Consider the following 22923-nt stretch of genomic DNA (forward strand, 5'->3'; position numbering starts at 1 on the left):
CGAGGGGTGGCTTCTCTCATCTCCGTGATCGGCACGATCCTCTATCTCGCGCTGCTCCTGTACTTCTTCGTCCTTTGGGCGCGGTTCATCCTCGACCTGGCTCGGGTACTCCGCCCGCAGTGGCGACCGTCGGGCGTCGGCCTGGTCCTCGCCGAGCTCAGTTTCACGGTCACCGACCCGCCGATCCGGTTCTTCCGACGTGTCCTGCCGCGCGTCGCGGTCGGTCCCGTCGCGCTCGACTTCGGTTGGACGCTGACGATGCTGTGTTGCATCATCGCGATGACGCTCGTCCAGCTCCTGTAGCCGCCGACGTCGGAGCCCGCGCAGGGTTCGCGACGATTGTGCGGCTACGATAGAACGCCCGTCACCTGACGGGAAGCTCCGACGCTGACAACATGTCTCACCCACTGGGTCAGACTTTGCTAGCGTGGGGGCGTTGTACACAGATTTTCGATTCGACAGTGAAGGTGGTTCGCTATGGCGCTCACTCCCGAAGACGTGGTCCAGAAGCGGTTTCAGCAGACCAAGTTCCGCGAAGGCTACGACCAGGACGAGGTGGACGACTTCCTCGACGAGGTCGTCGTCGAACTGCGTCGCCTCATCCAGGAGAAGGACGAGGTCCAGCAGAAGCTGACCGCGGCCGAGGCCAAGGTCGCCGAGCTGCAGAAGGGCGGCTCCTCCGCTCCCGCCGCGCTCGCAAAGGCTGAGCCCGCTCCCGCACCGGCTCCGGTCGTCGCACCCGCAGCGGCTCCTGCCGCCGAGTCGACCGACAACACGGCCGAGAGCTCCAACAACCTCCTGCAGCTGGCCCGCCGTCTGCACGACGAGCACGTCGCAGAGGGCGCTCAGCGTCGCGACGCACTCATCGCCGAGGGTCACGCGACCGCGGCACGTGTCGTCGCCGAGGCCGAGGCCAAGCAGCGCGCACAGATGCAGATCCTCGAGCAGGAGCGCTCCGTGCTGGAGCACAAGATCGACGAGCTGCGCAACTTCGAGCGTGAGTACCGCTCGCAGCTCCGCGGCTACATCGAGGGTCAGCTGAAGGACCTCGACGCCTCGTCGTCGAGCTCCGCACCCGATGCGAAGTCCGGCGTCACCGCCGACAGCGCAGCGGTCTAGCGCAGACACCCGGTTGTCTCCCGCATCACCGTCGAAGGCCAGCGCCAGGACTCTTGCAGTCCTGGCGCTGGTTGCCGTCGTGGCCTATTCGGCCGATCAGTTCACGAAGTTCCTCGTCACCACCAACCTGACGGTCGGTGAGTCCGTCCCCGTCTTCGGACAGGCGCTGGTCCTGTACTTCGTCAAGAACTCGGGTGCCGCCTTCTCGCTGGGGGCCGGCTACACCTGGATCTTCTCGATCCTCGCCGCGGTCGTCGTCGTCGTCATCGTCTGGTTCGCGCGCCGCATCCGTTCGCGTGCGTGGGCGATCGTCTTCGGTCTGCTCCTCGGCGGCGTGCTCGGCAACCTGACTGACCGCCTCTTCCGAGAGCCGTCCTTCGGCCTCGGCCACGTCGTCGACTTCATCTCGACGCCCTGGATGCTCCCCGCGATCTACAACGTGGCCGACATCTGCATCGTGGTCAGCATGGCGCTGTTCATCCTCCTGACGCTCTTCGGTGTCAACCTCGACGGCACGCGCACGACGCGAGCGAGTGAACGGGCCGCCCAGGAGGCGGAGGACCGCGAGGCCGAAGCCGACGCGGCCACCCTCGATCCTGCGGAGCCTGGCGACGCGAGCCCGGACGCAGGTCGCCCGTGAACGAGTCCCGCAGCCTGTACGTCCCCGACGGACTCGACGGCGAGCGCGTCGACGCCGGACTCGCCAAGCTCCTGGGCTTCTCGCGCAGCTACGCAGCCGAGGTGGCCTTGGCCGGCGGTGTGACCATGAACGGGAAGTCGGTCGACAAGTCCGATCGCCTGCTCGGCGGCGCCTGGCTCGAGATCGAATGGACGCCTCGACGGGAGGCCGTGATCGTCCCGATCGCCGTCCCCGACCTCGGCATCGTCCACGACGACGACGAGATCGTCGTCGTCGACAAGCCTGCGGGCGTCGCGGCGCATCCCTCGGTCGGTTGGGAGGGACCGACGGTGCTCGGCGCCCTCGCGGCGGCGGGCTTCCGCATCTCGACCTCGGGAGCCGCCGAGCGCGCGGGCATCGTCCATCGGCTGGACGCAGGGACGAGCGGCCTCATGGTCGTCGCGAAGACCGAGCGGGCCTACACCTGGCTCAAACGGGCCTTCCACGACCGCGAGGTCGAGAAGATCTACCGCGCTGTGGTGCAGGGGCATCCCGATCCACTCGCCGGCACCATCGACGGACCGATCGGCCGCCATCCACGTCACGACTGGCGGTTCGCCGTGACCGCCGACGGCAAGCCGTCGATCACGCACTACGAGACGCTCGAGGCGTTCCCGTACGCCTCGCTGCTCGAGGTGCACCTGGAGACCGGCCGCACCCACCAGATCCGCGTGCACATGGCGGCCCAGCGGCACCCCTGCGTCGGCGACGCGATGTACGGAGCAGACGCTGCGCTCTCAGCGCGGCTGGGGCTCACCCGCCAGTGGCTCCACGCCACGAAGCTCGGGTTCGCCCACCCGGCCACGGGGGAGTTCGTGCGGTTCGAGGCTGCCTATCCGGCGGACCTCCAGCACGCCCTGTCCGTGCTCGAACTCGACTGAACCGACGCCCAGCCCTCCCGGCGCCATACGTGACGACGTCGCAGGAGTCGACCGTCAGCGGTGACGGTTAGGCTGGATCACAGACCACCTCGGCGTCCGCGCCGAACCCCACAGCACGATCCCCGGAGGCGCCGTCCGTGCCCACGTCCACCGATTCGTTCGTCCATCTGCACGTCCACAGCGAGTATTCGATGCTCGACGGAGCAGCCCGCGTGAAGCCGCTCATCCAGGCCGCGGTCGAGCAGGGCATGCCCGCCGTCGCCGTGACCGACCACGGCAACATGTTCGGTGCCTTCGACTTCTGGCGCACGGCGACCGATGCCGGAATCAAGCCGATCATCGGGACCGAGGCGTACATCACCCCGGGGACCGCGCGCGGCGACCGGACGCGGATCAAGTGGGGCGACGGTGGGGGAGACGACGTCTCCGGCGCCGGCGCCTACACCCACATGACCTTGCTCTCGGAGACCACCGAGGGGATGCACAACCTGTTCCGGCTCTCGTCGAAGGCGTCGATCGAGGGGTACTACTTCAAGCCGCGCATGGACCGCGAGATCCTGAGCCAGTACAGCGCCGGCCTCATCGCGACGACCGGATGCCCGAGCGGCGAGGTGCAGACGCGACTCCGTCTCGGCCAGTACGACGAAGCGGTCAAGGCCGCGGCTGACTTCCGTGACATCTTCGGCGCGGAGAACTACTTCTGCGAGATCATGGACCACGGGCTCGGGATCGAGCGCCGGATCATGGCCGACCTCATCAGGCTGTCCAAAGACCTCGGTCTCCCGCTCCTCGCGACGAACGACCTCCACTACACGCACGCCGCGGACGCCAAGGCCCACGCCGCCCTCCTCTGCGTGCAGTCCGGCTCCACCCTCAACGACCCGAACCGGTTCAAGTTCGACGCCGACGAGTTCTACCTGAAGTCCGCGGACGAGATGCGCCGGCTGTTCCGCGAGTATCCCGAGGCGTGCGACAACACCCTCGCGATCGCCGAGCGGTGCGATGTCGCCTTCGACACCTCGGCCAACTACATGCCGCGATTCCCCGTGCCGGAGGGCGAGAACGAGGAGAGCTGGTTCATCAAGGAGGTCGAGACCGGGCTGAACCTGCGGTACCCGAACGGGATCCCCGCCGACGTCCGGGAACGGGCGAACTACGAGACGCGCGTCATCGTGCAAATGGGCTTCCCCGGGTACTTCCTCGTCGTCGCCGACTTCATCCAGTGGTCGAAGCGCAACGGCATCCGGGTCGGTCCTGGTCGTGGTTCCGGTGCCGGTTCCATGGCGGCGTATGCGATGCAGATCACCGACCTCGACCCACTCCGCCACGGCCTCATCTTCGAGCGGTTCCTCAACCCCGACCGCGTGTCGATGCCCGACTTCGACGTCGACTTCGACGACCGTCGCCGCGGCGAGGTCATCAAGTACGTCACCGAGAAGTACGGCGACGAGCGCGTCGCGCAGATCGTCACGTACGGCACCATCAAGGCCAAGCAGGCGCTCAAGGACTCGTCGCGCGTCCTCGGCTTCCCGTTCGGCATGGGCGACAAGCTGACGAAGGCCATGCCGCCGGCGGTCATGGGCAAGGACATCCCGCTCGAGGGCATCCTCGACACCAAGCACCCGCGGTACAAGGAGGCGGTCGATCTCCGTGGCATCCTCGACACCGACCCGGAGGCGCGGACCGTCTTCGAGACCGCGCTCGGCATCGAGAACCTGAAGCGCCAGTGGGGCGTGCACGCGGCCGGCGTGATCATGTCGAGCGACCCGCTCATCGACATCATCCCGATCATGAAGCGCGAGCAGGACGGCCAGATCGTCACGCAGTTCGACTACCCGGCGTGCGAGTCCCTCGGATTGATCAAGATGGACTTCCTCGGGTTGCGCAACCTGACGATCATCAACGACGCCCTCGACAACATCAAGAGCAACCGCGACATCGAACTCGTCCTCGAAGACCTCGAACTCGACGACCGCGGTGCGTACGAACTCCTGTCCCGAGGCGACACCCTCGGGGTGTTCCAGCTCGACGGCGGACCGATGCGCGCGCTGCTGCGCCTCATGAAGCCCGACAACTTCGAGGACATCTCGGCGCTGATCGCCCTGTACCGGCCCGGGCCGATGGGCGCGAACTCGCACACGAACTACGCGCTGCGGAAGAACGGCCTCCAGGAGATCACCCCGATCCACCCGCAGCTCGAGGAACCGCTCTCCGAGATCCTGTCGACGAGCTACGGCCTCATCATCTACCAGGAGCAGGTGATGGCGATCGCGCAGAAGGTCGCCGGCTTCTCCCTCGGGCAGGCCGACATCCTCCGTCGTGCGATGGGTAAGAAGAAGAAGTCCGAACTGGACAAGCAGTTCGAGGGCTTCTCCGGCGGCATGGTCGCGAACGGCTTTTCGATGGAGGCCGTCAACAAGCTGTGGGAGATCCTCCTCCCGTTCTCGGACTACGCGTTCAACAAGGCGCACTCCGCCGCCTACGGGGTCATCTCCTACTGGACGGCGTACCTCAAGGCGCACTACCCGGCCGAGTACATGGCCGGTCTGCTGACGAGTGTCGGCGACTCCAAGGACAAGATGGCGCTCTACCTCAACGAGTGCCGCCGCATGGGGATCCAGGTCCTGCCGCCCGACGTCAACGAGTCCATCGGGTTCTTCGCCGCAGTCGGGGAGGACATCCGGTTCGGTCTGGGTGCCGTGCGCAACGTCGGTTCGAACGTCGTGGAGCTCATCCGGCAGGCACGCGAGCGCGAGGGCCGGTTCACCTCGTTCCACGACTTCCTCCGCAAGGTGCCGTTGCCGGTGGCGAACAAGCGGACCATCGAGTCGCTCATCAAGGCCGGCGCGTTCGACTCCATGGGCGACAGCAGACGTGCGCTCTACGAGATCCACGAGGACGCCGTCGACTCGGTCGTGAAGGACAAGCGTGCCGAGGCGTCCGGGAGCATCGGCTTCGACTTCGACAGCCTGTTCGCCGAGGTCGGCGAGGTGCCGCTCGCGAGCGTCCCCGCGCGTCCCGACTGGAGCAAGCGCGACAAGCTCAACTTCGAACGGGAGATGCTGGGGCTGTACGTCTCGGACCACCCGCTGGCCGGACTCGAGATCGAGTTGGCGAAGCACGCCACGACGACCATCACCGACCTCATGACCTCCGAGGGCATGGACGGCGAGACCGTCGTGATCTCGGGGCTCGTCACGAGTGTCCAGCATCGGATCGCCAAGGCCTCCGGCAACCAGTACGGCATGATCCAGGTCGAGGACTTCGGCGGCGAGATGACCGCCATGTTCATGGGTAAGGCGTATCAGGAGTTCGCCTCCGAACTCGTCGGCGACTCGATCGTCGTGGTCCGCGGACGGGTCAGTGTCCGAGACGACGGGATGAACCTCCACGCGTACAGCATCTTCTCGCCCGAACTGCCCGAGGCCGGTGCCGACCGCATGCTCCAGCTGTCGATGGCCGACGCCCGGGCGACGACCGAGACGGTGACCACGCTGAGCGACGTGCTGACGCGGCACGCTGGGTCGACCGAGGTCCGATTGAAGCTCATCCGAGGCGAGATCGCGCGGGTGTTCGAGCTGCCCCATCGCGTCAGTCTCTCGTCCGGACTCTTCGGCGAGCTGAAGTCCCTGCTCGGCCCGAACTGTCTCGGCTGACCCCGCTCGGAGGCGGGCGGCAGCCGGGACGGACCGCTGCGGACGATAGGCTGTGACGGCCATGATCACCACCATTGACCTCAGGGGAGTGCGGCCGAGCCGCACCGAGCTCCTGGACATGCTGCCCCGTCCCGTCGTCGACATCACCGCGGCAGCGCATGCCGCGCAGGCGCTGATCGACGCCGTCCGAGCGGACGGTTCCGAGGCCCTCTTGGCGCAGGCAGACCGGTTCGACGGGGACGCCCCGAGCGGATCCGCGTCCCACAGGCCGAGATCGACGCCGCCGTCACGGCACTCGGGCCGGCCGTGCGCGCCGCGCTCGTGGAGGCCATCGACCGGGTCCGGACCGCCACGAGAGCGCAGGTCCCGCCGGAGCGCACGACCGAGCTCGCCGACGGCGCGACCGTCGTGCAGCGCTGGGCCCCGGTCGGCCGTGTCGGCCTCTACGTCCCGGGCGGGAAGGCCGTCTACCCCTCGAGTGTCGTCATGAACGTCGTGCCGGCCCAGGAGGCCGGCGTCGGTTCCGTGGCGCTCGCTTCGCCCCCGCAGCGCGAGTTCGGCGGCCGCGTCCACCCGACGATCCTCGGTGCCGCAGGGTTGCTCGGGGTGACCGAGGTCTACGCCATGGGCGGCGCCGGAGCGATCGGTGCGTTCGCCTACGGGGTACCCGACCTCGCCCTCGACCCGGTCGACGTCGTGACCGGTCCCGGCAACATCTTCGTGGCGGCCGCCAAACGCCTCGTGAAGGGGCAGGTGGGGATCGACGCCGAGGCCGGGACCACCGAGATCCTGGTCATCGCGGACGCCGGCGCCGATGCCCGGCTCGTCGCAGCCGACCTCGTCAGCCAGGCGGAACACGACGAGGCGGCGGCATCGCTGCTCGTCACCGACAGTGCTGCGCTCGCCACCGCGGTGGAGGAGTGGCTGCAGCGGTACGCCGCAGGCACACGTCACGGAGCGCGCGTCGTCGAGGCCCTGGGCGGGCCGCAATCGGCGATCGTGCTCGTCGACGACCTCGAGGCCGCCGTGGCGTTCAGCAATGCGTACGGACCGGAGCACCTCGAGGTGCAGACACGCGACCCGGAGTCGCTCCTCGGCGCCATCACCAACGCCGGCGCGATCTTCCTCGGCGACCACACCCCGGTGAGCCTCGGGGACTACCTGGCCGGGTCGAACCACGTCCTCCCGACGGGCGGCCAGGCACGGTTCTCCTCGGGCCTCGGAGCGTTCACCTTCCTCCGGCCGCAGCAGGTCGTCCGGTACGACGAACCGGCGCTCCGTCAGGTCGCGGCCCACATCGTCGCCCTCTCGGGCTCGGAGGACCTGCCGGCGCACGGTGAGGCGGTGACGGCCCGGTTCGGGCTCGTCGATGCCGAGATCCGTGCGGCGGACGACACCGCCGCCCCCACCACCCCCGAGGGAGCCCGCTGATGTACTGCCCGTTCTGCCGCCATCCGGATTCCCGTGTGATCGACTCGCGCACCAGCGACGACGGACTCGCCATCCGCCGACGCCGGCAGTGCCCCGAGTGCGGGAGGCGCTTCAGCACCATGGAGACCTCGAGTCTCGGCGTGATCAAGCGTTCCGGCGTGGTGGAGCCCTTCAGCCGGGAGAAGGTCGTGAGTGGTGTCCGCAAGGCCTGCCAGGGCCGCCCGGTGACGGACTCCGACCTCGCCGTGCTGGCTCAGCGGGTGGAGGAGTCCATCCGCGCCACCGGCGCGTCGCAGATCGACGCGAACGACATCGGTCTGGCGATCCTCGCGCCGTTGCGGGAGCTGGATGAGGTCGCGTACCTCCGCTTCGCCAGTGTGTACCAGGCCTTCGAGTCGCTCGACGACTTCGAGTCCGCGATCGCGCTGCTCCGCGTCGAGCACGCTTCCGGTGCCGCCCCCGTGCCGTCCGAGGAGCTCTGAGCCGTGTACCGCTTCCTCTTCTCGCAGGTGCTGTCCAAGCTCGATCCCGAACGCGCACACCACCTGGCCTTCGACGTCATCCGCTCGCTTCCCGCGACCGGCTTCGGCCCCGTCATCAGGCGCTGGACGGCGCCGCGACTCGACCAGTCGGTGGAGACGCTGGGGCTGCGGTTCGAGACCCCGTTCGGTGTCGCCGCCGGCTTCGACAAGGACGGCAAGGGCGTCCTCGGCCTCGGACTCCTCGGGTTCGGCCATGTCGAGGTGGGCACGATCACGGCGATCCCGCAGCCGGGCAACCCCAAGCCCCGGCTGTTCCGACTCATCGCCGATCGGGCGGTCGTCAACCGCATGGGCTTCAACAACGGGGGAGCCGACCAGGCCAGGCGTCGGCTCGAACGGACCGCGCGGGTGAGCCGCCGACCCGTCCTCGGCGTGAATATCGGCAAGAGCCGTGTCGTGGACGTCGCCGACGCCACGGCCGACTACGTCCGGAGCGCGACGCTCCTCGCGCCCGTGGCCGACTACCTCGTGGTCAACGTCAGCTCGCCGAACACCCCTGGGCTCCGCGGCCTCCAGGAGCTCGACCAGCTCGCGCCGCTGCTCGAGGCCGTCCGCGCCGCCGCCGGTTCGACGCCGTTGCTCGTCAAGATCGCGCCCGACCTGAGCGATGCGGAGGTCGACCGCATCGCAGAGCTGGTCGTCGAACTCGGCCTGGACGGCGTCATCGCGACGAACACGACCATCTCGCGCGACGGACTGACCACCGATCCCGCCATCGTCGAGGCGGCCGGGGCCGGCGGACTGTCCGGTGCACCGCTGGCCGCCCGCTCGCTCGTCGTCCTGCGGCGCATCCGGGCCATCGTGCCCCCGGAGTTGTGCGTCATCTCGGTCGGGGGCGTCGACACCGCCGAAGACGTCCAGGAGCGCTTGGACGCAGGAGCAACCCTCGTGCAGGGCTACACGGCGTTCCTCTACCGCGGGCCGCTCTGGGCGAGGCACATCAACCGCGGGCTCGACCGGCTGGCTCGAACCGGCCCCTGAGCGGCACCACGCGTCATCGACGACGAACGCCCGCCGGTCTGGGACCGGCGGGCGTTCGGTTTCGTGGGACTACTTGTTGGGGAACTGGCCGCGCTTGACCTGCGGCTTGGGCAGGCGGAGCGGGCGCAGCTGCAGCGCTCGCATGGCGGCGTACCAGCGCACGCCGCGCTCGTCCTGCCCGAACTTCGCCCGCAGCGCCTTCCGGACGCGGAAGCCGAGGAAGAAGCAGTCGGCGATCGCGATGATGAAGAATACCCAGAGGGTGAGCATGCCGTAGACCTGGATCTCGGGCACCGGCATGAAGGTGAGGATGATCACGAGGAACATCACCGGGATCATGAACTCGCCGATGTTGAACCGGGCGTCGACGTAGTCGCGGACGAACTTCTTCTGCGGACCGCGCTCGCGTGCCGGGAGGAACTTGTCGTCGCCGGCGGCCATGCCGGCCTGCGCCCGCCGCCGTGCCTCGGCCTGCTGCGCCTTCGCCGCCTTCGAGGCCTCCTTGCGGTCGGAGGGGACGAGCGGACGCTTGTTCTGCGCCTCGCGTTCCGCCCGTGAGGGGGTGGGTCGACCCTTCGCCTCCTTGGCTCCGCGGGCGAGGCGCTCAGCCGTCTGCGCTGCGGTCTCGACGATCGGCTCTGATGCCGGGGTGCTCTGCTGTTTGGCCACGATGGAACGTCCTTGATTCGGGGATTCCCTTAAGATTACTCGCATGACGACAGGTACCACGACGGAATCGACCCAAGACCCACGCAACGACCAGGAAGTCCTCGCTCGGCTGCGCGAATCCGTCGCCGGTGCGTTGCCGTCCTCGATCGCCGATCTGTCGGCGCTCGTCCGCATCCCCTCGGTGTCGTGGTCGGCGTTCGACGCGGCCGAGGTGGCGCGGAGTGCCGAAGCGGTCGCGGAGCTCGCCCGCGGTCTCGGTGTCTTCGACGAGGTCTCGGTGCGCCGGTCCGCCATCGACGGCGGAGCGGAGCTCGGACAGCCCGCCGTGCTGGCCCGCCGCGAACCACGGAACGGCCGACCGACCGTGCTGCTCTACGCGCACCACGACGTCCAGCCCCCCGGAAGCGACGACAAGTGGGACTCGCCCCCGTTCGAGCCGACCGTCCGCGACGGCCGCATCTACGGACGGGGCGCGGCTGACGACAAGGCCGGCGTCATGTCCCACATCGCCGCGATCCGAGCCGTCACCGAGGTCCTCGGCTCCGACCTCGACCTCGGTATCGTGCTGTTCATCGAGGGCGAGGAGGAGTTCGGCTCACGATCCTTCGGCTCCTTCCTGGAGGAGCACCGCGACACCCTCGCGGCGGACGTGATCGTCGTCGCCGACAGCGACAACTGGGACGAGCGGACACCGGCGCTGACGATCGGTCTGCGTGGCAACGTCACGTTCCGGCTGCGCGTGAAGACCCTCGACCACGCCTCCCACTCCGGGATGCTCGGGGGAGCGGTGCCGGACGCGATGCTGGCCACGGTCACCCTGCTCGCGACCCTGTGGGACGCGGACGGTTCGGTGGCGGTCGACGGACTCACCTCGCACGACGCCGTCACCCCGGAGTTCGACGAGGCGCAGCTCCGCGCCGAGTCCGGACTGTCCGAGGGGGTCTCGCCCATCGGACGCGGCTCCATCCTCAGCCGGATCTGGTCGCAGCCCGCGATCACCGTCACGGGCATCGACGCACCGTCGGTGGCCAACGCCTCGAACACGCTCATCCCGGAGGTGTCGGTGCGCATCAGTGCGCGGATCGCCCCCGGGCAGGATCCGGCCGAGGCCTACCGTGCACTCGAGGCCCACCTCCTCGCCAACAGCCCGTTCGGCGCACAGCTGACGATCGACGAGGTCGACCAGGGGAGCCCGTTCCTCGTGGACACGAGCGGTTGGGCCGTCGCCGAGGCGAAGCGCGCCATGGCCGACGCCTGGGAGGTCGAGCCCGTGGAGACGGGTGTCGGCGGATCGATCCCGTTCATCGCCGACCTCGTCCGGGTCTTCCCGGACGCCCAGATCCTCGTCACCGGTGTCGAGGACCCGCACTCGCGCGCCCACAGCCCGAACGAGTCGCTGCACCTCGGCGTCTTCCAGAAGGCGATCCTCACGGAGGCGTTGCTCCTCGCCCGCCTGGCGGCCGCACCCCGCCCGTCCGCCGACGCGTAGTCGGTGCCGGACGCGCCGCCGGAACCACGGGGTGCGTCCGGCGCGGCAGGCGGTAGAATCTCACACAGGCGTCGACCCGGCGCCGCCAGACCTCGCGAGGAGCATCATGAGCGACACCATCCTGACCGAGACCAAGATCGACGCGGCTCACGGCGTCGGCCTGTCCGACACGGCGGCGCAGAAGGTCAAGAGCCTCCTCGAGCAGGAGGGTCGCGACGACCTCCGTCTCCGCGTGGCCGTCCAGCCGGGTGGGTGCTCGGGCCTCATCTACCAGCTGTACTTCGACGAGCGCATGCTCGACGGCGACGCCACGGTCGACTTCGACGGCGTCGAGGTCATCGTCGACAAGATGAGCGTCCCCTACCTCGACGGCGCCAAGATCGACTTCGAGGACACCATCCAGAAGCAGGGGTTCACCATCGACAACCCCAATGCCGAGGGCAGCTGCGCCTGCGGCGACAGCTTCCACTGAGCCAGATTCTTCCTGAAGGGGAAATTACCCGGTCGCGGGTGGTTTCCCCTTCGTCATTCCGGTCACGATCCCGCACCGCGGACGCGAATGGTCCGGCGTTCACCGCCCATCCCCACTAGACTGGGGGGCGATCCACAGGTGTGTATTCGAAAGGTTTCAGAGGTGCGCTCGACTCGTCGTCTCAGATGGGCTGCCATTCCGGTCGCAGCCACACTCGCCATAGTCCTGGCGGGTTGTACGCAGGCGGAACTGCATGGTTACCTGCCGGGATTCGTCGAGGGCGAATCTCCCGTCACGAACCACACGGACCGCATCGCGGGCCTGTGGGTGACGGCATGGCTGGTGCTGCTCGCAGTCGGTGTCATCACGTGGGGGCTCATCATCTGGGCCGTCATCGTGTACCGACGCCGCAAGGGGCAGACCGGTCTCCCGGTCCAGCTGCGGTACAACATGCCGATCGAGATCTTCTACACGATCGTCCCGCTCATCCTGGTCCTCGGCTTCTTCGCCTTCACGGCGCGCGATCAGAACGCGATCGAGACCCAGTACGAGGATCCCGACGTGGCCATCGAGGTCTTCGCCAAGCAGTGGGCATGGGACTTCGTGTACGACGAGGCCGTCAACGGCCAGGACGTCTGGACCGCAGGCGTGCAGGCCGATGAGAAGCCCGGTGGCGTCATCGACCAGGACGCACTCCCCACGCTCTACCTGCCCGTCGGCAAGACGGTGAAGATCGCGCTGCAGTCGCGCGACGTCATCCACTCCTTCTGGGTCATCGACTTCCTCTACAAGAAGGACATGATCCCGGGCAAGACGAACTACATGTCCTTCACCCCTGAGCGCGAGGGCACGTACGCCGGCAAGTGCGCCGAGCTCTGTGGCGAGTACCACTCGCTCATGCTCTTCAACGTGAAGGTCGTCTCGCAGGCCGAGTACGACAAGCACCTCGAAGACCTGGCCGAGTCGGGCAACATCGGCGACTACGGCACGGAATACGATCGCAACAGCAACCTCCCCGGCACCAAGGCGCCGGCAGGTCTCGAAGAGCACGGAGACGGGGAATGACCTCCACCACGCTTCCCGCAGGCCAGGCGAGCGTCGTCGGACGCACCTCGGTCGAGCGCAAGGGCAACATCCTGGTCAAGTGGATCACCTCCACCGACCACAAGACCATCGGGTACATGTACCTGATCGCCTCGTTCATCTTCTTCTGCCTCGGCGGCGTGATGGCGCTCATCATCCGCGCCCAGCTCTTCGAGCCCGGCGGCACGATCGTGGAGACCAAGGAGCAGTACAACCAGCTCTTCACGATGCACGGCACGATCATGCTCCTCATGTTCGCGACGCCGCTCTTCGCCGGGTTCGCGAACGCGCTTATGCCGCTGCAGATCGGCGCACCGGACGTCGCCTTCCCGCGACTGAACGCCTTCGCGTTCTGGCTCTACGCCTTCGGTAGCCTCATCGCCGTCGGTGGCTTCCTCACCCCGCAGGGTGCCGCCGCCTTCGGCTGGTTCGCCTATGCGCCACTGTCGAGTACGACGTTCTCGCCAGGGCTCGGAGGTAATCTCTGGGTCCTCGGCCTGGCGCTCAGCGGCTTCGGGACCATCCTCGGTGGTGTCAACTTCATCACCACGATCATCACGATGCGCGCGCCCGGCATGACGATGTTCCGCATGCCGATCTTCACGTGGAACGTCCTCGTGACGTCCATCCTCGTCCTGATGGCGTTCCCGGTGCTCGCAGCGGCCCTCTTCGGCCTCGCAGCGGACCGCGTGTTCGACGCCCACATCTACGACGCGGCCAACGGCGGTGTCATCCTGTGGCAGCACCTGTTCTGGTTCTTCGGGCACCCCGAGGTCTACATCATCGCGCTGCCGTTCTTCGGCATCGTGTCCGAGATCTTCCCGGTGTTCAGCCGCAAGCCGATCTTCGGCTACAAGACCCTGATCTACGCGACGATCGCGATCGCTGCGCTCTCCGTGACCGTGTGGGCGCACCACATGTACGTCACCGGATCGGTGCTCCTGCCGTTCTTCGCCCTCATGACGATGCTCATCGCGGTTCCGACCGGTGTGAAGATCTTCAACTGGCTCGGGACGATGTGGCGCGGTTCGGTCACTTTCGAGACCCCGATGCTCTGGTCGATCGGCTTCCTGATCACCTTCGTCTTTGGTGGACTCACCGGTGTCATCCTCGCTTCGCCGCCGCTCGACTTCCACGTCTCCGACTCCTACTTCGTCGTGGCGCACTTCCACTACGTCGTGTTCGGCACGGTCGTGTTCGCCATGTTCGCCGGCTTCTACTTCTGGTGGCCGAAGTGGACGGGCAAGATGCTCAACGAGAAGCTCGGCTACTGGCACTTCTGGCTGCTCTTCATCGGCTTCCACACGACGTTCCTCATCCAGCACTGGTTGGGCGTCATCGGGTTCCCGCGCCGCTACGCGACGTACTCACCCGAGGACGGCTTCACCTGGATGAACCAGCTGTCGACCGTGGGCTCCTTCATCCTCGCCATCTCGCTGCTGCCCTTCTTCCTGAACGTGTACATCACGATCCGAAAGGCTCCGCGAGTCACCGAGGACGACCCGTGGGGTTACGGTGGATCGCTCGAGTGGGCGACCAGCTCGCCCCCGCCGCGTCACAACTTCGTCTCCATCCCGCGCATCCGCTCGGAGCGCCCGGCGTTCGACCTCCACCACCCCGAGGTCGGTATCCCGGTCGGCGTCGGTCCCGCGAAGGACGCGCCTGACGCACCCACGCTCGACATCGACGCCGGAAAGGTGAAGTAGCCGCCATGCGCGCCAATATCATCCTCTTCACGATCCTGACGGTGTTCTGCGCCCTCCTCTGCGCGGTCTACACCGTGTGGTCGCTCGTCGACCCGCTGCACGGCCGGGTCGAATGGGTCGGCACGGTCACCCTGGCTCTCGCCGCGATCCTGAGCGCCTTCCTCGGCTTCTACCTCAGCCGGGTACACAAGAGCCAGGGCGCAGAGCTCCCCGAGGACACGCTCACGGCCAACATCGACGACGGCGACCCGGAGATCGGGCACTTCAGCCCGTGGAGCTGGTGGCCCATCATCCTCGCCGGTGCGTGCGGTCTGCTCGTGCTGGGTCTGGCGGTCGGGTTCTGGATCGCGATCATCGGCATCCCGCTGGTCGTCATCGCGGTCGTCGGTTGGAACTACGAGTACTACCGCGGATACTTCGCACGCTGATGGTCGCCTCGTTCAGCATCCGCCGTGGTCAGTCCGACGACCGTTCAGCCGTCTTCGCGCTGGCCGGCCAGCTGATCACCGGGTCCATCCCGCCTGCTGCGGACGACTTCATGGCTGCGTACAACAACGTCATGCGCCCTCGTGAAGACGAGACCAACGTGCTGTACGTCGCGGTCGACGAATCGGATCGTGTCGTTGGATACACCCTGATGACGGTGTCCCGGCTGCTGCACGCGGCCGGCCTGACCGCCCACCTGCAGGAGCTCGTCGTCGACGAGACCGCCCGCGGCGCCGGCATCGGTTCGGCCCTGGTGGAGGCGAACGAGCACTACGCCGTCGAGCGCGGTGCGCGCCAGCTGACGATGTCCACCTCTCGAGCCGGCGACTTCTACCGTCGTCTCGGCTACAACGTGACGGCGGAGTTCTACAAGAAGATCCTCCCGCTGGGCTGATCCCCAAGCTGTCATCGAAGAGCCCCCGAGCCATGCTCGGGGGCTCTTTCGTGTTCCAGTGCGCGCCTGGACGTGGAGAACAAGCAGCCGGCATGGCGGGGACCACCCCCGAAGGTCGTGACCGTCACCCTTCCGGCCGGCCAGGCTGCTCACAGTGGAAGCCGTACTCCGGTGACCCCTGCGCACGTCTGATAGACCAGGGGAGCGGCCCCCGGTCTCTGAGGCTGTCGAGGGGCGCACACCGCCGCCCAGAGGACTCAGCGTGCGTATCGAAGAGCCCCTGGCGCAGAGTGCGAACCTGGCCCTGAGCCTGTCGGGGGCGCGCGCCGCCCACAGAGGACTCAGGGTGCGTACGAAGAGCTCTGGCGCAGGCATTCCGGTCCCTGAGCCCGTCGAAGGGCAGCCGTAGTCCGGTGTCTCCTCGGTACGGCCACGATCACCCTGGGTCGGGAACGTCGCCCCCGGGGCCGGTCGATCGGCTCCCATCGTGTGCTTTCGCAGAGGAATGCCGGTGAACCGCGGTGAGCGAACGCGGATCCCTGCGGGTGTCGAAGGGCTCACCTCATCCGCAGCGGCCTTCGGCGCCCGGAGAAGGGGGGACCGGGACTGCACGGACGTCCGCTGTCGCACGCGTCTTGCCGCGGCGCAGTTCGGCGATCCCCGCCCCCAATGACGAAAGCCCCGCAGTCCGTGAGGACTGCGGGGCTTTCCAAGAGGATCCGCCTAGTGGTGGTCGCCGTGGGAACGTTCGATCTCCGTGTTCGTGACCGGAGCGATCCGATCCTCGAAGAACCAGCGGGACATCGCGGCGCGAGCCTTCTGGACGCCGGTGATCTTGCCCTTGGCGTTCGGACGGATCATCAACGGCTTGTGGTCGTCGTAGCTCGCGAGGCGCCAGCGCTCGTACTCGTCGACGGGCTCGTGGACCTCGATGAACTCGCCCCCGGGGAGGCGGACGATGCGCCCGGTCTCGTAGCCGTGGAGGAGGATCTCGCGATCCTTCTTCTGCAGCGCCAGACAGGTGCGCTTCGCGATGAAGTAGGCGATGAACGGTCCGAGGATGAGGATCGCCTGCAGCGTGTGGATCACGCCCTCCATCGTCACCTTGAAGTGCGTGGCGATGATGTCCGAGCTCGCAGCAGCCCAGAGAGCGGCGTAGAAGGTGACACCGGCAGCACCGATGGCGGTGCGGGTCGGCGCGTTGCGCGGACGGTCGAGGATGTGGTGCTCGCGCTTGTCACCCGTGATCCACGCCTCGACGAACGGGTAGATGAACACCGTGACGATGAACAGACCCAGCACGAGGACGGGAAGGATGATGTTGAACGAGAACGTGTGATCCCAGAGGACGAACTCGAGGTGCGGCGGAACCAGTCGGAGCGCGCCGTCGGCGAATCCGATGTACCAGTCAGGCTGCGTACCCGCCGAGACCGGGGAGGGGTCGTACGGTCCGTAGTTCCAGATCGGGTTGATCGTGAACAGCGAGGCGATGAGCATCACGACACCGAAGACGATGAAGAAGAAGCCACCGGCCTTCGCGGCGTAGACGGGGAGGACGGGGAATCCGACCACGTTCTGCTCGGTGCGACCGGCGCCCGGGAACTGCGTGTGCTTGTGCACGACGACGAACACCAGGTGCAGGGCGATGAAGAGCAGCACGAGCGCCGGCAGGAGCAGGATGTGGAGGGTGTAGAGGCGGCCGACGATGTCGGTGCCCGGGAACTCTCCACCGAACAGCAGGAAGGTCGTCCACGTACCGATGATGGGCAGACCCTTGACCATGCCGTCGATGATCCGCAGACCGTTACCGGAGAGCAGGTCGTCGGGCAGCGAGTACCCGGTGAACCCCTCGGCCATGGCCAGGATGAACAGGACGAAACCGATCACCCAGTTCAGCTCACGCGGCTTGCGGAACGCACCGGTGAAGAAGATGCGCAGCATGTGCAGGCCGATGGACGCCACGAACAGCAGGGCCGCCCAGTGGTGCACCTGACGCATCAGGAGGCCGCCGCGGATGTCGAACGAGATGTCGAGCGTCGACGCCATGGCGACGGACATCTCGATGTTCTTCAGCGGGACGAAGGACCCGTCGTAGTGGACCTCCGCCATCGATGCCTGGAAGAAGAAGGTGAGGAAGGAGCCCGACAGCAGGATGATGACGAAGCTGTAGAGCGCGACCTCGCCGAGGAGGAACGACCAGTGGTCGGGGAAGATCTTGCGGCCGAACTCCTTGACGGCGACCGAGATGGACGTCCGCTCTTCGAGGTAGTTCGCTGCGGCGCCGGTGAATCCACCGGAGCTCTTCGCCGGAGCGGCCTTGGCCTGCTCAGGGGCGCGTGTTGCGGTCGAGGTGCTCAATGACGCTCCCAGAAGCTCGGGCCGACAGGTTCGTGGAAGTCGCTCCGCGCGACGAGGTAGCCCTCGTCGTCGACGGTGATCGGCAGCTGCGGAAGCGGCCGGGCGGCCGGTCCGAAGATGACCGCGCAGTGGTTCGTGACATCGAACTGCGACTGGTGGCAGGGGCAGAGGAGGTGGTGCGTCTGCTGCTCGTAGAGCGCGACCGGGCAACCGACGTGCGTGCACACCTTGGAGTAGGCGACGATGCCGTCGTAGGACCAGTCCTTCTTGGACTCCTCCTCGACGAGGTCTTCGGGCTTCAGCCGCATGAGCAGCACGATCGCCTTCGCCTTCTCGTTGAGGACATGATCGGCCTCGTGGAGGTTCTCGGGGATCACGTGGAACGCACTGCCGAGGGTTACGTCGGACGCCTTGATGGGCGTACCGGAAGGGTCACGGGCGAGGCGCGTGCCTTCCTTCCACATCGTGTGCTGCATGAGCTCGACGGGGTCTTCGTCGTACGGCGCGAGACCGCGGAACAGTGCGATGCCCGGGAGCGGGAAGACGATGAGGGAGCCGATGAGGCTGTTGCGGATGAGCGCGCGTCGTCCGATGCCGGACTCGACGTTCGCCTGGTGCATGATCTCCACCGCGCGATCGCGGCTGGCCTGGTTGCCGCCGACCTTGTGACGGTAGTCGATGCCCTCTTCGTCGTGCATGAGGGCCTTGCCCCAGTGCACGGCGCCGATACCGATCGCGAGCAGGGCCAACGCCATGCCGAGACCGATGAACAGGTTGTTCAGGCGGACCGAGGCGATGTCCTCGGGCTCGATCGGGAACGCCATGTAGGCGGCGACCGCCCAGACGCTGCCGGCGATCGACAGGTAGAAGAGGGTGTAGACGGCGCGCTCGGCCCGCTTGTCCTTCTTGGGGTCGAGGTCCGTGACGCGCTTCCGGTGCGGAGGCAGGCCGGGGTCGACGACGGCGTCGCGGGAGATGACCCCGGTACCGGTCGCGACCTGCAGCTCCTGCCCGTGGGCGGACGGATCGGCAGACGAGTCGGCGGCTGGGTGACCCGAGCCGCTCGAGTTGTCGTGAGCCATGGTGCTCCTTCTTACGTGTTGTCGATCCGCGTCGGTCAGTTCGACTTCGCGGTGATCCAGACGGTGAGGGCCACGATCGAGCCGAGGCCGAAGATCCAGAGGAACAGGCCCTCGGAGACGGGGCCGAGCGAGCCGAGGTCGTTGCCGCCCGGTGACGGGTTCTTCTCCATGAACTTGAGCGCGGTGATGATGTCGCGCTTGTCCTCGGGGGAGAGGTTCATGTCGTTGAAGACGGGCATGTTCTGCGGGCCGGTGATCATGGCCTCGTAGATGTGGGCGGCGCTGACGCCGACGAGCGAGGGAGCGTACTTGCCCTCGGTCAGGGCGCCACCGGCGGCTGCGACGTTGTGGCACATCGCGCAGTTGATGCGGAAGAGCTGTGCGCCGTTGGAGGCGTCACCTTCACCGTCGAGGTACTGCTCCTCGGGGATCTCCGGGCCGGGTGCGACCGAGGCGACGTAGGCCGCGAGGGAGGAGATCTGCTCCTCGGTGAACTGCACGGGCTTCTCCGGGGCCTGCGGGCCCTGGTTCTGCAGCGGCATCCGGCCGGTGCCGACCTGGAAGTCGACGGCGGCGGCACCGACGCCGAGGAGGCTCGGTCCGGCGGTCGTGCCCTGCATGTCGAGGCCGTGGCAGGTGGCGCAGTTCGCGGAGAAGAGCTTCTCGCCCTCGTCGACGGAGGCCTGCGACTTGGCAGCGGCGACGGGCTCTGCGCTGGCCGTGCTGACGCTGACGGCTGCGTAGGCGCCACCGGTCACGAGGAGGCCGATCGCGAGCAGCGCCGCCGAGGCGAACGGGCTGCGGCGGCCGCTCTTGCGCGTGGCGCGGGCGGCCTTCTTGGACGCCTTGGTGGTCGTCGTCTGGGTGGGGTCAGTCTTCATGGAGTCAGTCATTCCGGGTCAGCGCAGGATGTAGATGACGAAGTAGAGGCCGATCCACACGACGTCGACGAAGTGCCAGTAGTACGAGACGACGATGGCGCTCGTCGCCTCCTTGTGGCCGAATCGTTTGACGGCGTAGGCACGGCCGATCACGAGGAGGAAGGCGATGAGGCCACCGGTCACGTGCAGGCCGTGGAAGCCGGTCGTGAGGTAGAACGCCGAGCCGTACGCGTTCGAGCTGAGGGAGATGCCCTCGCTGACGAGCGTCGCGTACTCGAGGATCTGGCCGGAGACGAACACGGCGCCCAGGGCGTAGGTGAGGAAGAACCACTCGACCATGCCCCACTTGCGCGGGCTCCAGCCCGTCATGCGGGGCTGCATGCGCTCCGCTGCGAAGACGCCGAACTGGCACGTGAACGACGAGGACACGAGGATGATCGTGTTGATCGTCGAGTACGGGACGTTCAGGCGACCGGCTTCGGCCGCCCACAGCTCGGGAGCCATCGATCGCAGCGTGAAGTAGATCGCGAAGAGGCCGGCGAAGAACATGACCTCGCTGCCCAGCCAGACGATCGTTCCAACCGCGACCGTGTTCGGTCGGTTGATCCGGGGCGCGCTCGGCGCAAGGTTGATTGAGGTGCTCGTCACCCCTCCATTATGGCCGAAAGCCGGAGCGGTTTTTCGCATTTCGGGGGCGGCGAGCACGCTCGGATCAGTAAGGCTAGCCTTATTTCCTGACCGGAATCTTCGGTTCTGCTGCGGGATTCATGTGATCTTCGCCTCCACAGGCCGCTCGAGGCGTCGGCGAGTCGCGCTTGTAAGATCGTCGACATGCCTCTCACGACCTGGCCGACGCTCATCGGCGACCTGCTCGCCGGAACCGATCTCAGTGTGTCGGAGTCGACGTGGGCGATGGAACGGATCATGACCGGTCAGGTGACGGACGCCCAGCTGGCCGGCTTCCTCATCGCGTTGCGTCGGAAGGGGGAGACGGTGGACGAGATCGTCGGGTTCCGCGACGCGATCCTCGACCACGCGAAGCCGCTCGTCGCCCCGTCTCGGGCCCTCGACATCGTCGGCACCGGCGGCGACCGCTTCGGCACGGTCAACATCTCGACGACCGCGTCCATCGTCGCGGCCGCGACGGGCATCCCGGTCATCAAGCACGGCAACCGCGCGGCGAGCTCCGCCTCGGGATCGAGCGACGTGCTCTCGGCGCTCGGCGTCGACCTCGCCCTGCCGACGGACCTGGTGGGGGAGGTGCTGGCGTCGACGGGCATCACCTTCGCGTACGCGGCGGCGTTCCACCCCGGTTTCGGCCACGCAGGGGCGGTTCGTGCGGAGCTCGGCGTGCCGACGGTCTTCAACTTCCTGGGCCCGCTCGTCAACCCGGCCCGCCCGGAGGCGTCGGCGGTCGGCGTCGCGCACGCCGACCGCATCCCGTTGTTCGTGGGCGTCTTCCAGACGCGCGGGGCGACCGCCCTCGTCTTCCGGGGCGACGACGGACTCGACGAACTGACGACGACGGGACACAGCCACCTCTGGGAGATCACCCGCGGAGCCGTCACCGAGCACGACCTGGATCCCCGGGAACTCGGCATCCGCCGTGCGTCGATCGACGATCTCATCGGCGGTGACGCCCAGCACAACGCCGGTGTCGTGCGCGCCACGCTGGCCGGCGAGGAGGGTCCCGTCCGCGACATCGTCCTGCTGAACGCCGCGGCCGGGATCGTGGCGTTCGAACTGTCGGAGGATCCGACGCAGGCCCAGCGGCCGATCCTCGAGCGGTTCGCCGCAGCGCTCGTGTCCGCCGCGGCCGTCATCGACTCGGGTGCGGCGACCGCGACACTCGACGCCTGGGTGGACGCCACCCGCACGCTCGGCTCGCGCTGATCCGCGCCGTGGCCGGGTCTTCCGGCCCTACCGGCGATGGGCCGCAGCGCGTAGGTTGAGACCCGATGCCGGCGTACCCGGTCGGCGGACCCGAACCGATCTTGCAGGAGGATTCAATGAAGAAGCTCATCAATGATCCCAAGGACGTCGTCGTCGAGGCGGTGGCCGGTTTCGGCGTCGCGCACCCCGACCTCGTCACCGTGTCGCTCGACCCGGTGTTCATCGCCCGAGCCGATGCCCCGGTCGCCGGGAAGGTGGGGATCGTGAGCGGCGGTGGCAGCGGGCACGAACCCCTCCACGGCGGGTTCGTCGGATTCGGGATGCTCGACGCCGCCGTACCAGGCCCGGTGTTCACCTCGCCCACTCCGGACCCCATCCTCGCCGCCACGAAGGCGGTGGACGGTGGTGCCGGCGTCCTGCACATCGTCAAGAACTACACGGGCGACGTCCTCAACTTCGAGACCGCGGCGGACCTCGCGCTGGCCGAGGGCATCGAGGTGCGGTCGGTCATCGTCGACGACGACGTCGCGGTGAAGGACTCGCTCTACACGGCCGGGCGACGGGGTGTCGCCGGCACCGTCCTCGTGGAGAAGCTCGCCGGGGCACGTGCCGAGGCCGGGGGAGGACTCGACGAGGTCGCCGACCTCGCGACGAAGGTCAACGAGCGCACCCGCACGATGGGCGTGGCACTCACGCCGTGCGTCGTCCCGCACGCGGGCGAGCCGAGTTTCACCTTGGCCGACGACGAGATCGAGATCGGCATCGGGATCCACGGTGAGCCCGGCCGTGAACGCATCCCGCTGGAGCCCGCCGACCGGATCGTCGACCGGCTGCTCGCCGCCATCCTCGAGGACTTGCCGTACGCGCCGGGCGAGCGGGCCCTCGTCCTGGTGAACGGGATGGGCGGGACGCCGCAGGTCGAGCTCTTCATCGTCTTCCGCCGCGTGGCCGAGGCGCTCGCGGAGCGCGGGATCGAGGTGGCACGGTCGCTCGTGGGGAACTACACGACCAGCCTCGAGATGCAGGGTGTGTCGATCACCCTCCTGAAACTCGACGACGAACTGATCGAATTGTGGGACGCCCCGGTGCAGACCGCGGCGCTCCGGTGGGGACGGTAGACG

At 67.6% G+C, this 22923-nt stretch carries 20 protein-coding genes and 1 pseudogene; 16 read left to right on the forward strand and 5 right to left on the reverse strand.

Annotated elements, in window-relative coordinates; translation table 11 throughout:
• Nucleotides 1-6 precede the first annotated feature (6 nt).
• From ACZZZB_RS19155 to ACZZZB_RS19190, 8 genes and pseudogenes are all read left to right on the forward strand, one after another.
• Entirely contained in the window at nt 7-303 is a 297-nt protein-coding gene (locus ACZZZB_RS19155; RefSeq protein WP_064296991.1) for a YggT family protein, read from the forward strand.
• A 174-nt stretch (nt 304-477) separates the two neighbouring features.
• Entirely contained in the window at nt 478-1119 is a 642-nt protein-coding gene (locus tag ACZZZB_RS19160; RefSeq protein WP_079706011.1) for a DivIVA domain-containing protein, read from the forward strand.
• Nucleotides 1079-1759, forward strand: coding sequence for a signal peptidase II (gene lspA / locus ACZZZB_RS19165; protein ID WP_137241625.1), 681 nt, complete (start codon nt 1079-1081; stop codon nt 1757-1759). Before ACZZZB_RS19160 ends, lspA begins: the two co-directional genes overlap by 41 nt.
• The gene (locus ACZZZB_RS19170) at nt 1756-2679 is read left to right on the forward strand and encodes an RluA family pseudouridine synthase (RefSeq protein ID WP_079706009.1); all 924 of its coding nucleotides are present in this window, start codon (nt 1756-1758) and stop codon (nt 2677-2679) included. The genes lspA and ACZZZB_RS19170 overlap by 4 nt, the downstream gene beginning before the upstream one ends.
• Nucleotides 2680-2870: 191 nt before the next feature.
• Nucleotides 2871-6335, forward strand: coding sequence for a DNA polymerase III subunit alpha (gene dnaE, locus ACZZZB_RS19175; protein ID WP_194718966.1), 3465 nt, complete (start codon nt 2871-2873; stop codon nt 6333-6335).
• A 61-nt stretch (nt 6336-6396) separates the two neighbouring features.
• Nucleotides 6397-7766: pseudogene (gene hisD, locus ACZZZB_RS19180) on the forward strand (histidinol dehydrogenase).
• Nucleotides 7766-8248 (forward strand): transcriptional regulator NrdR, encoded by a 483-nt coding sequence (gene nrdR, locus ACZZZB_RS19185; RefSeq protein WP_064296987.1) that lies wholly within the window; start codon nt 7766-7768, stop codon nt 8246-8248. Before hisD ends, nrdR begins: the two are co-directional and overlap by 1 nt.
• 3 nt (nt 8249-8251) lie before the next feature.
• Nucleotides 8252-9289, forward strand: a complete 1038-nt coding sequence (locus ACZZZB_RS19190) for a quinone-dependent dihydroorotate dehydrogenase (protein WP_463530492.1) — start codon at nt 8252-8254, stop codon at nt 9287-9289.
• A gap of 69 nt (nt 9290-9358) precedes the next feature.
• Here the strand turns inward: ACZZZB_RS19190 and ACZZZB_RS19195 are convergent, their stop codons facing one another.
• Nucleotides 9359-9958, reverse strand: coding sequence for a DUF3043 domain-containing protein (locus ACZZZB_RS19195; RefSeq protein WP_064296985.1), 600 nt, complete (start codon nt 9956-9958; stop codon nt 9359-9361).
• 43 nt (nt 9959-10001) lie between these two features.
• On the opposite strand from ACZZZB_RS19195, the gene ACZZZB_RS19200 reads away from it, so the two are divergent.
• From ACZZZB_RS19200 to ACZZZB_RS19225, 6 genes are all read left to right on the forward strand, one after another.
• Nucleotides 10002-11447 (forward strand): M20/M25/M40 family metallo-hydrolase, encoded by a 1446-nt coding sequence (locus tag ACZZZB_RS19200; protein ID WP_463530493.1) that lies wholly within the window; start codon nt 10002-10004, stop codon nt 11445-11447.
• A 106-nt stretch (nt 11448-11553) separates the two neighbouring features.
• Nucleotides 11554-11919, forward strand: a complete 366-nt coding sequence (gene erpA, locus ACZZZB_RS19205) for an iron-sulfur cluster insertion protein ErpA (RefSeq protein WP_064296983.1) — start codon at nt 11554-11556, stop codon at nt 11917-11919.
• Between the two features lie 162 nt (nt 11920-12081).
• On the forward strand, nt 12082-12984 hold the full coding sequence (ctaC, locus tag ACZZZB_RS19210; RefSeq protein ID WP_079706003.1) for an aa3-type cytochrome oxidase subunit II: 903 nt from the start codon (nt 12082-12084) through the stop codon (nt 12982-12984).
• The gene (gene ctaD, locus ACZZZB_RS19215; RefSeq protein WP_064296981.1) at nt 12981-14708 is read left to right on the forward strand and encodes an aa3-type cytochrome oxidase subunit I; all 1728 of its coding nucleotides are present in this window, start codon (nt 12981-12983) and stop codon (nt 14706-14708) included. The genes ctaC and ctaD overlap by 4 nt, the downstream gene beginning before the upstream one ends.
• A 5-nt stretch (nt 14709-14713) precedes the next feature.
• Nucleotides 14714-15136, forward strand: coding sequence for a cytochrome c oxidase subunit 4 (locus ACZZZB_RS19220; protein WP_064296980.1), 423 nt, complete (start codon nt 14714-14716; stop codon nt 15134-15136).
• Nucleotides 15136-15588 carry a GNAT family N-acetyltransferase gene (locus ACZZZB_RS19225; RefSeq protein WP_085510951.1) on the forward strand — a complete coding sequence of 151 codons (453 nt, stop codon included), beginning with the start codon at nt 15136-15138 and terminating at the stop codon, nt 15586-15588. Before ACZZZB_RS19220 ends, ACZZZB_RS19225 begins: the two co-directional genes overlap by 1 nt.
• Before the next feature lie 723 nt (nt 15589-16311).
• On the opposite strand, the gene qcrB is transcribed toward ACZZZB_RS19225, so the two are convergent.
• Genes qcrB through ctaE form a run of 4 tightly spaced genes read right to left on the reverse strand, consistent with a single transcriptional unit; the run spans nt 16312 to nt 20557 of the window.
• Nucleotides 16312-17946: a cytochrome bc1 complex cytochrome b subunit gene (qcrB, locus tag ACZZZB_RS19230; RefSeq protein ID WP_064296978.1), complete on the reverse strand. Its 1635-nt coding sequence runs from the start codon at nt 17944-17946 to the stop codon at nt 16312-16314.
• Complete coding sequence (qcrA, locus tag ACZZZB_RS19235; RefSeq protein WP_085510950.1) at nt 17943-19028, reverse strand: cytochrome bc1 complex Rieske iron-sulfur subunit; 1086 nt, start codon at nt 19026-19028, stop codon at nt 17943-17945. The genes qcrB and qcrA overlap by 4 nt, the downstream gene beginning before the upstream one ends.
• A gap of 35 nt (nt 19029-19063) precedes the next feature.
• Nucleotides 19064-19909 (reverse strand): cytochrome bc1 complex diheme cytochrome c subunit, encoded by an 846-nt coding sequence (gene qcrC / locus ACZZZB_RS19240; protein ID WP_064296976.1) that lies wholly within the window; start codon nt 19907-19909, stop codon nt 19064-19066.
• An 18-nt stretch (nt 19910-19927) separates the two neighbouring features.
• Entirely contained in the window at nt 19928-20557 is a 630-nt protein-coding gene (gene ctaE, locus ACZZZB_RS19245) for an aa3-type cytochrome oxidase subunit III (RefSeq protein ID WP_428844491.1), read from the reverse strand.
• Between the two features lie 183 nt (nt 20558-20740).
• Here ctaE and trpD point away from each other — a divergent pair, with 183 nt between their 5' ends.
• On the forward strand, nt 20741-21802 hold the full coding sequence (gene trpD, locus ACZZZB_RS19250) for an anthranilate phosphoribosyltransferase (protein ID WP_086473228.1): 1062 nt from the start codon (nt 20741-20743) through the stop codon (nt 21800-21802).
• 116 nt (nt 21803-21918) lie between these two features.
• A complete protein-coding gene (dhaK, locus tag ACZZZB_RS19255) occupies nt 21919-22920 on the forward strand; it encodes a dihydroxyacetone kinase subunit DhaK (protein WP_191941129.1) in 1002 nt (333 codons plus the stop codon).
• The last annotated feature ends 3 nt before the right edge of the window (nt 22921-22923 follow it).

This window comes from Plantibacter sp. AC185 (assembly GCF_979258065.1).

Excerpts from the sequence above, each read along its gene's own strand:
- ACZZZB_RS19200 (WP_463530493.1), top strand. The coding sequence starts at position 10,002 with ATGACGACAGGTACCACGACGGAATCGACCCAAGACCCACGCAACGAC.
- erpA (WP_064296983.1), top strand. The coding sequence starts at position 11,554 with ATGAGCGACACCATCCTGACCGAGACCAAGATCGACGCGGCTCACGGC.
- qcrA (WP_085510950.1), bottom strand. The coding sequence starts at position 19,028 with ATGGCTCACGACAACTCGAGCGGCTCGGGTCACCCAGCCGCCGACTCG.
- ACZZZB_RS19220 (WP_064296980.1), top strand. The coding sequence starts at position 14,714 with ATGCGCGCCAATATCATCCTCTTCACGATCCTGACGGTGTTCTGCGCC.
- ACZZZB_RS19160 (WP_079706011.1), top strand. The coding sequence starts at position 478 with ATGGCGCTCACTCCCGAAGACGTGGTCCAGAAGCGGTTTCAGCAGACC.
- lspA (WP_137241625.1), top strand. The coding sequence starts at position 1,079 with ATGCGAAGTCCGGCGTCACCGCCGACAGCGCAGCGGTCTAGCGCAGAC.
- ACZZZB_RS19225 (WP_085510951.1), top strand. The coding sequence starts at position 15,136 with ATGGTCGCCTCGTTCAGCATCCGCCGTGGTCAGTCCGACGACCGTTCA.
- nrdR (WP_064296987.1), top strand. The coding sequence starts at position 7,766 with ATGTACTGCCCGTTCTGCCGCCATCCGGATTCCCGTGTGATCGACTCG.
- trpD (WP_086473228.1), top strand. The coding sequence starts at position 20,741 with ATGCCTCTCACGACCTGGCCGACGCTCATCGGCGACCTGCTCGCCGGA.
- qcrC (WP_064296976.1), bottom strand. The coding sequence starts at position 19,909 with ATGAAGACTGACCCCACCCAGACGACGACCACCAAGGCGTCCAAGAAG.
- ctaD (WP_064296981.1), top strand. The coding sequence starts at position 12,981 with ATGACCTCCACCACGCTTCCCGCAGGCCAGGCGAGCGTCGTCGGACGC.
- dhaK (WP_191941129.1), top strand. The coding sequence starts at position 21,919 with ATGAAGAAGCTCATCAATGATCCCAAGGACGTCGTCGTCGAGGCGGTG.
- dnaE (WP_194718966.1), top strand. The coding sequence starts at position 2,871 with ATGCTCGACGGAGCAGCCCGCGTGAAGCCGCTCATCCAGGCCGCGGTC.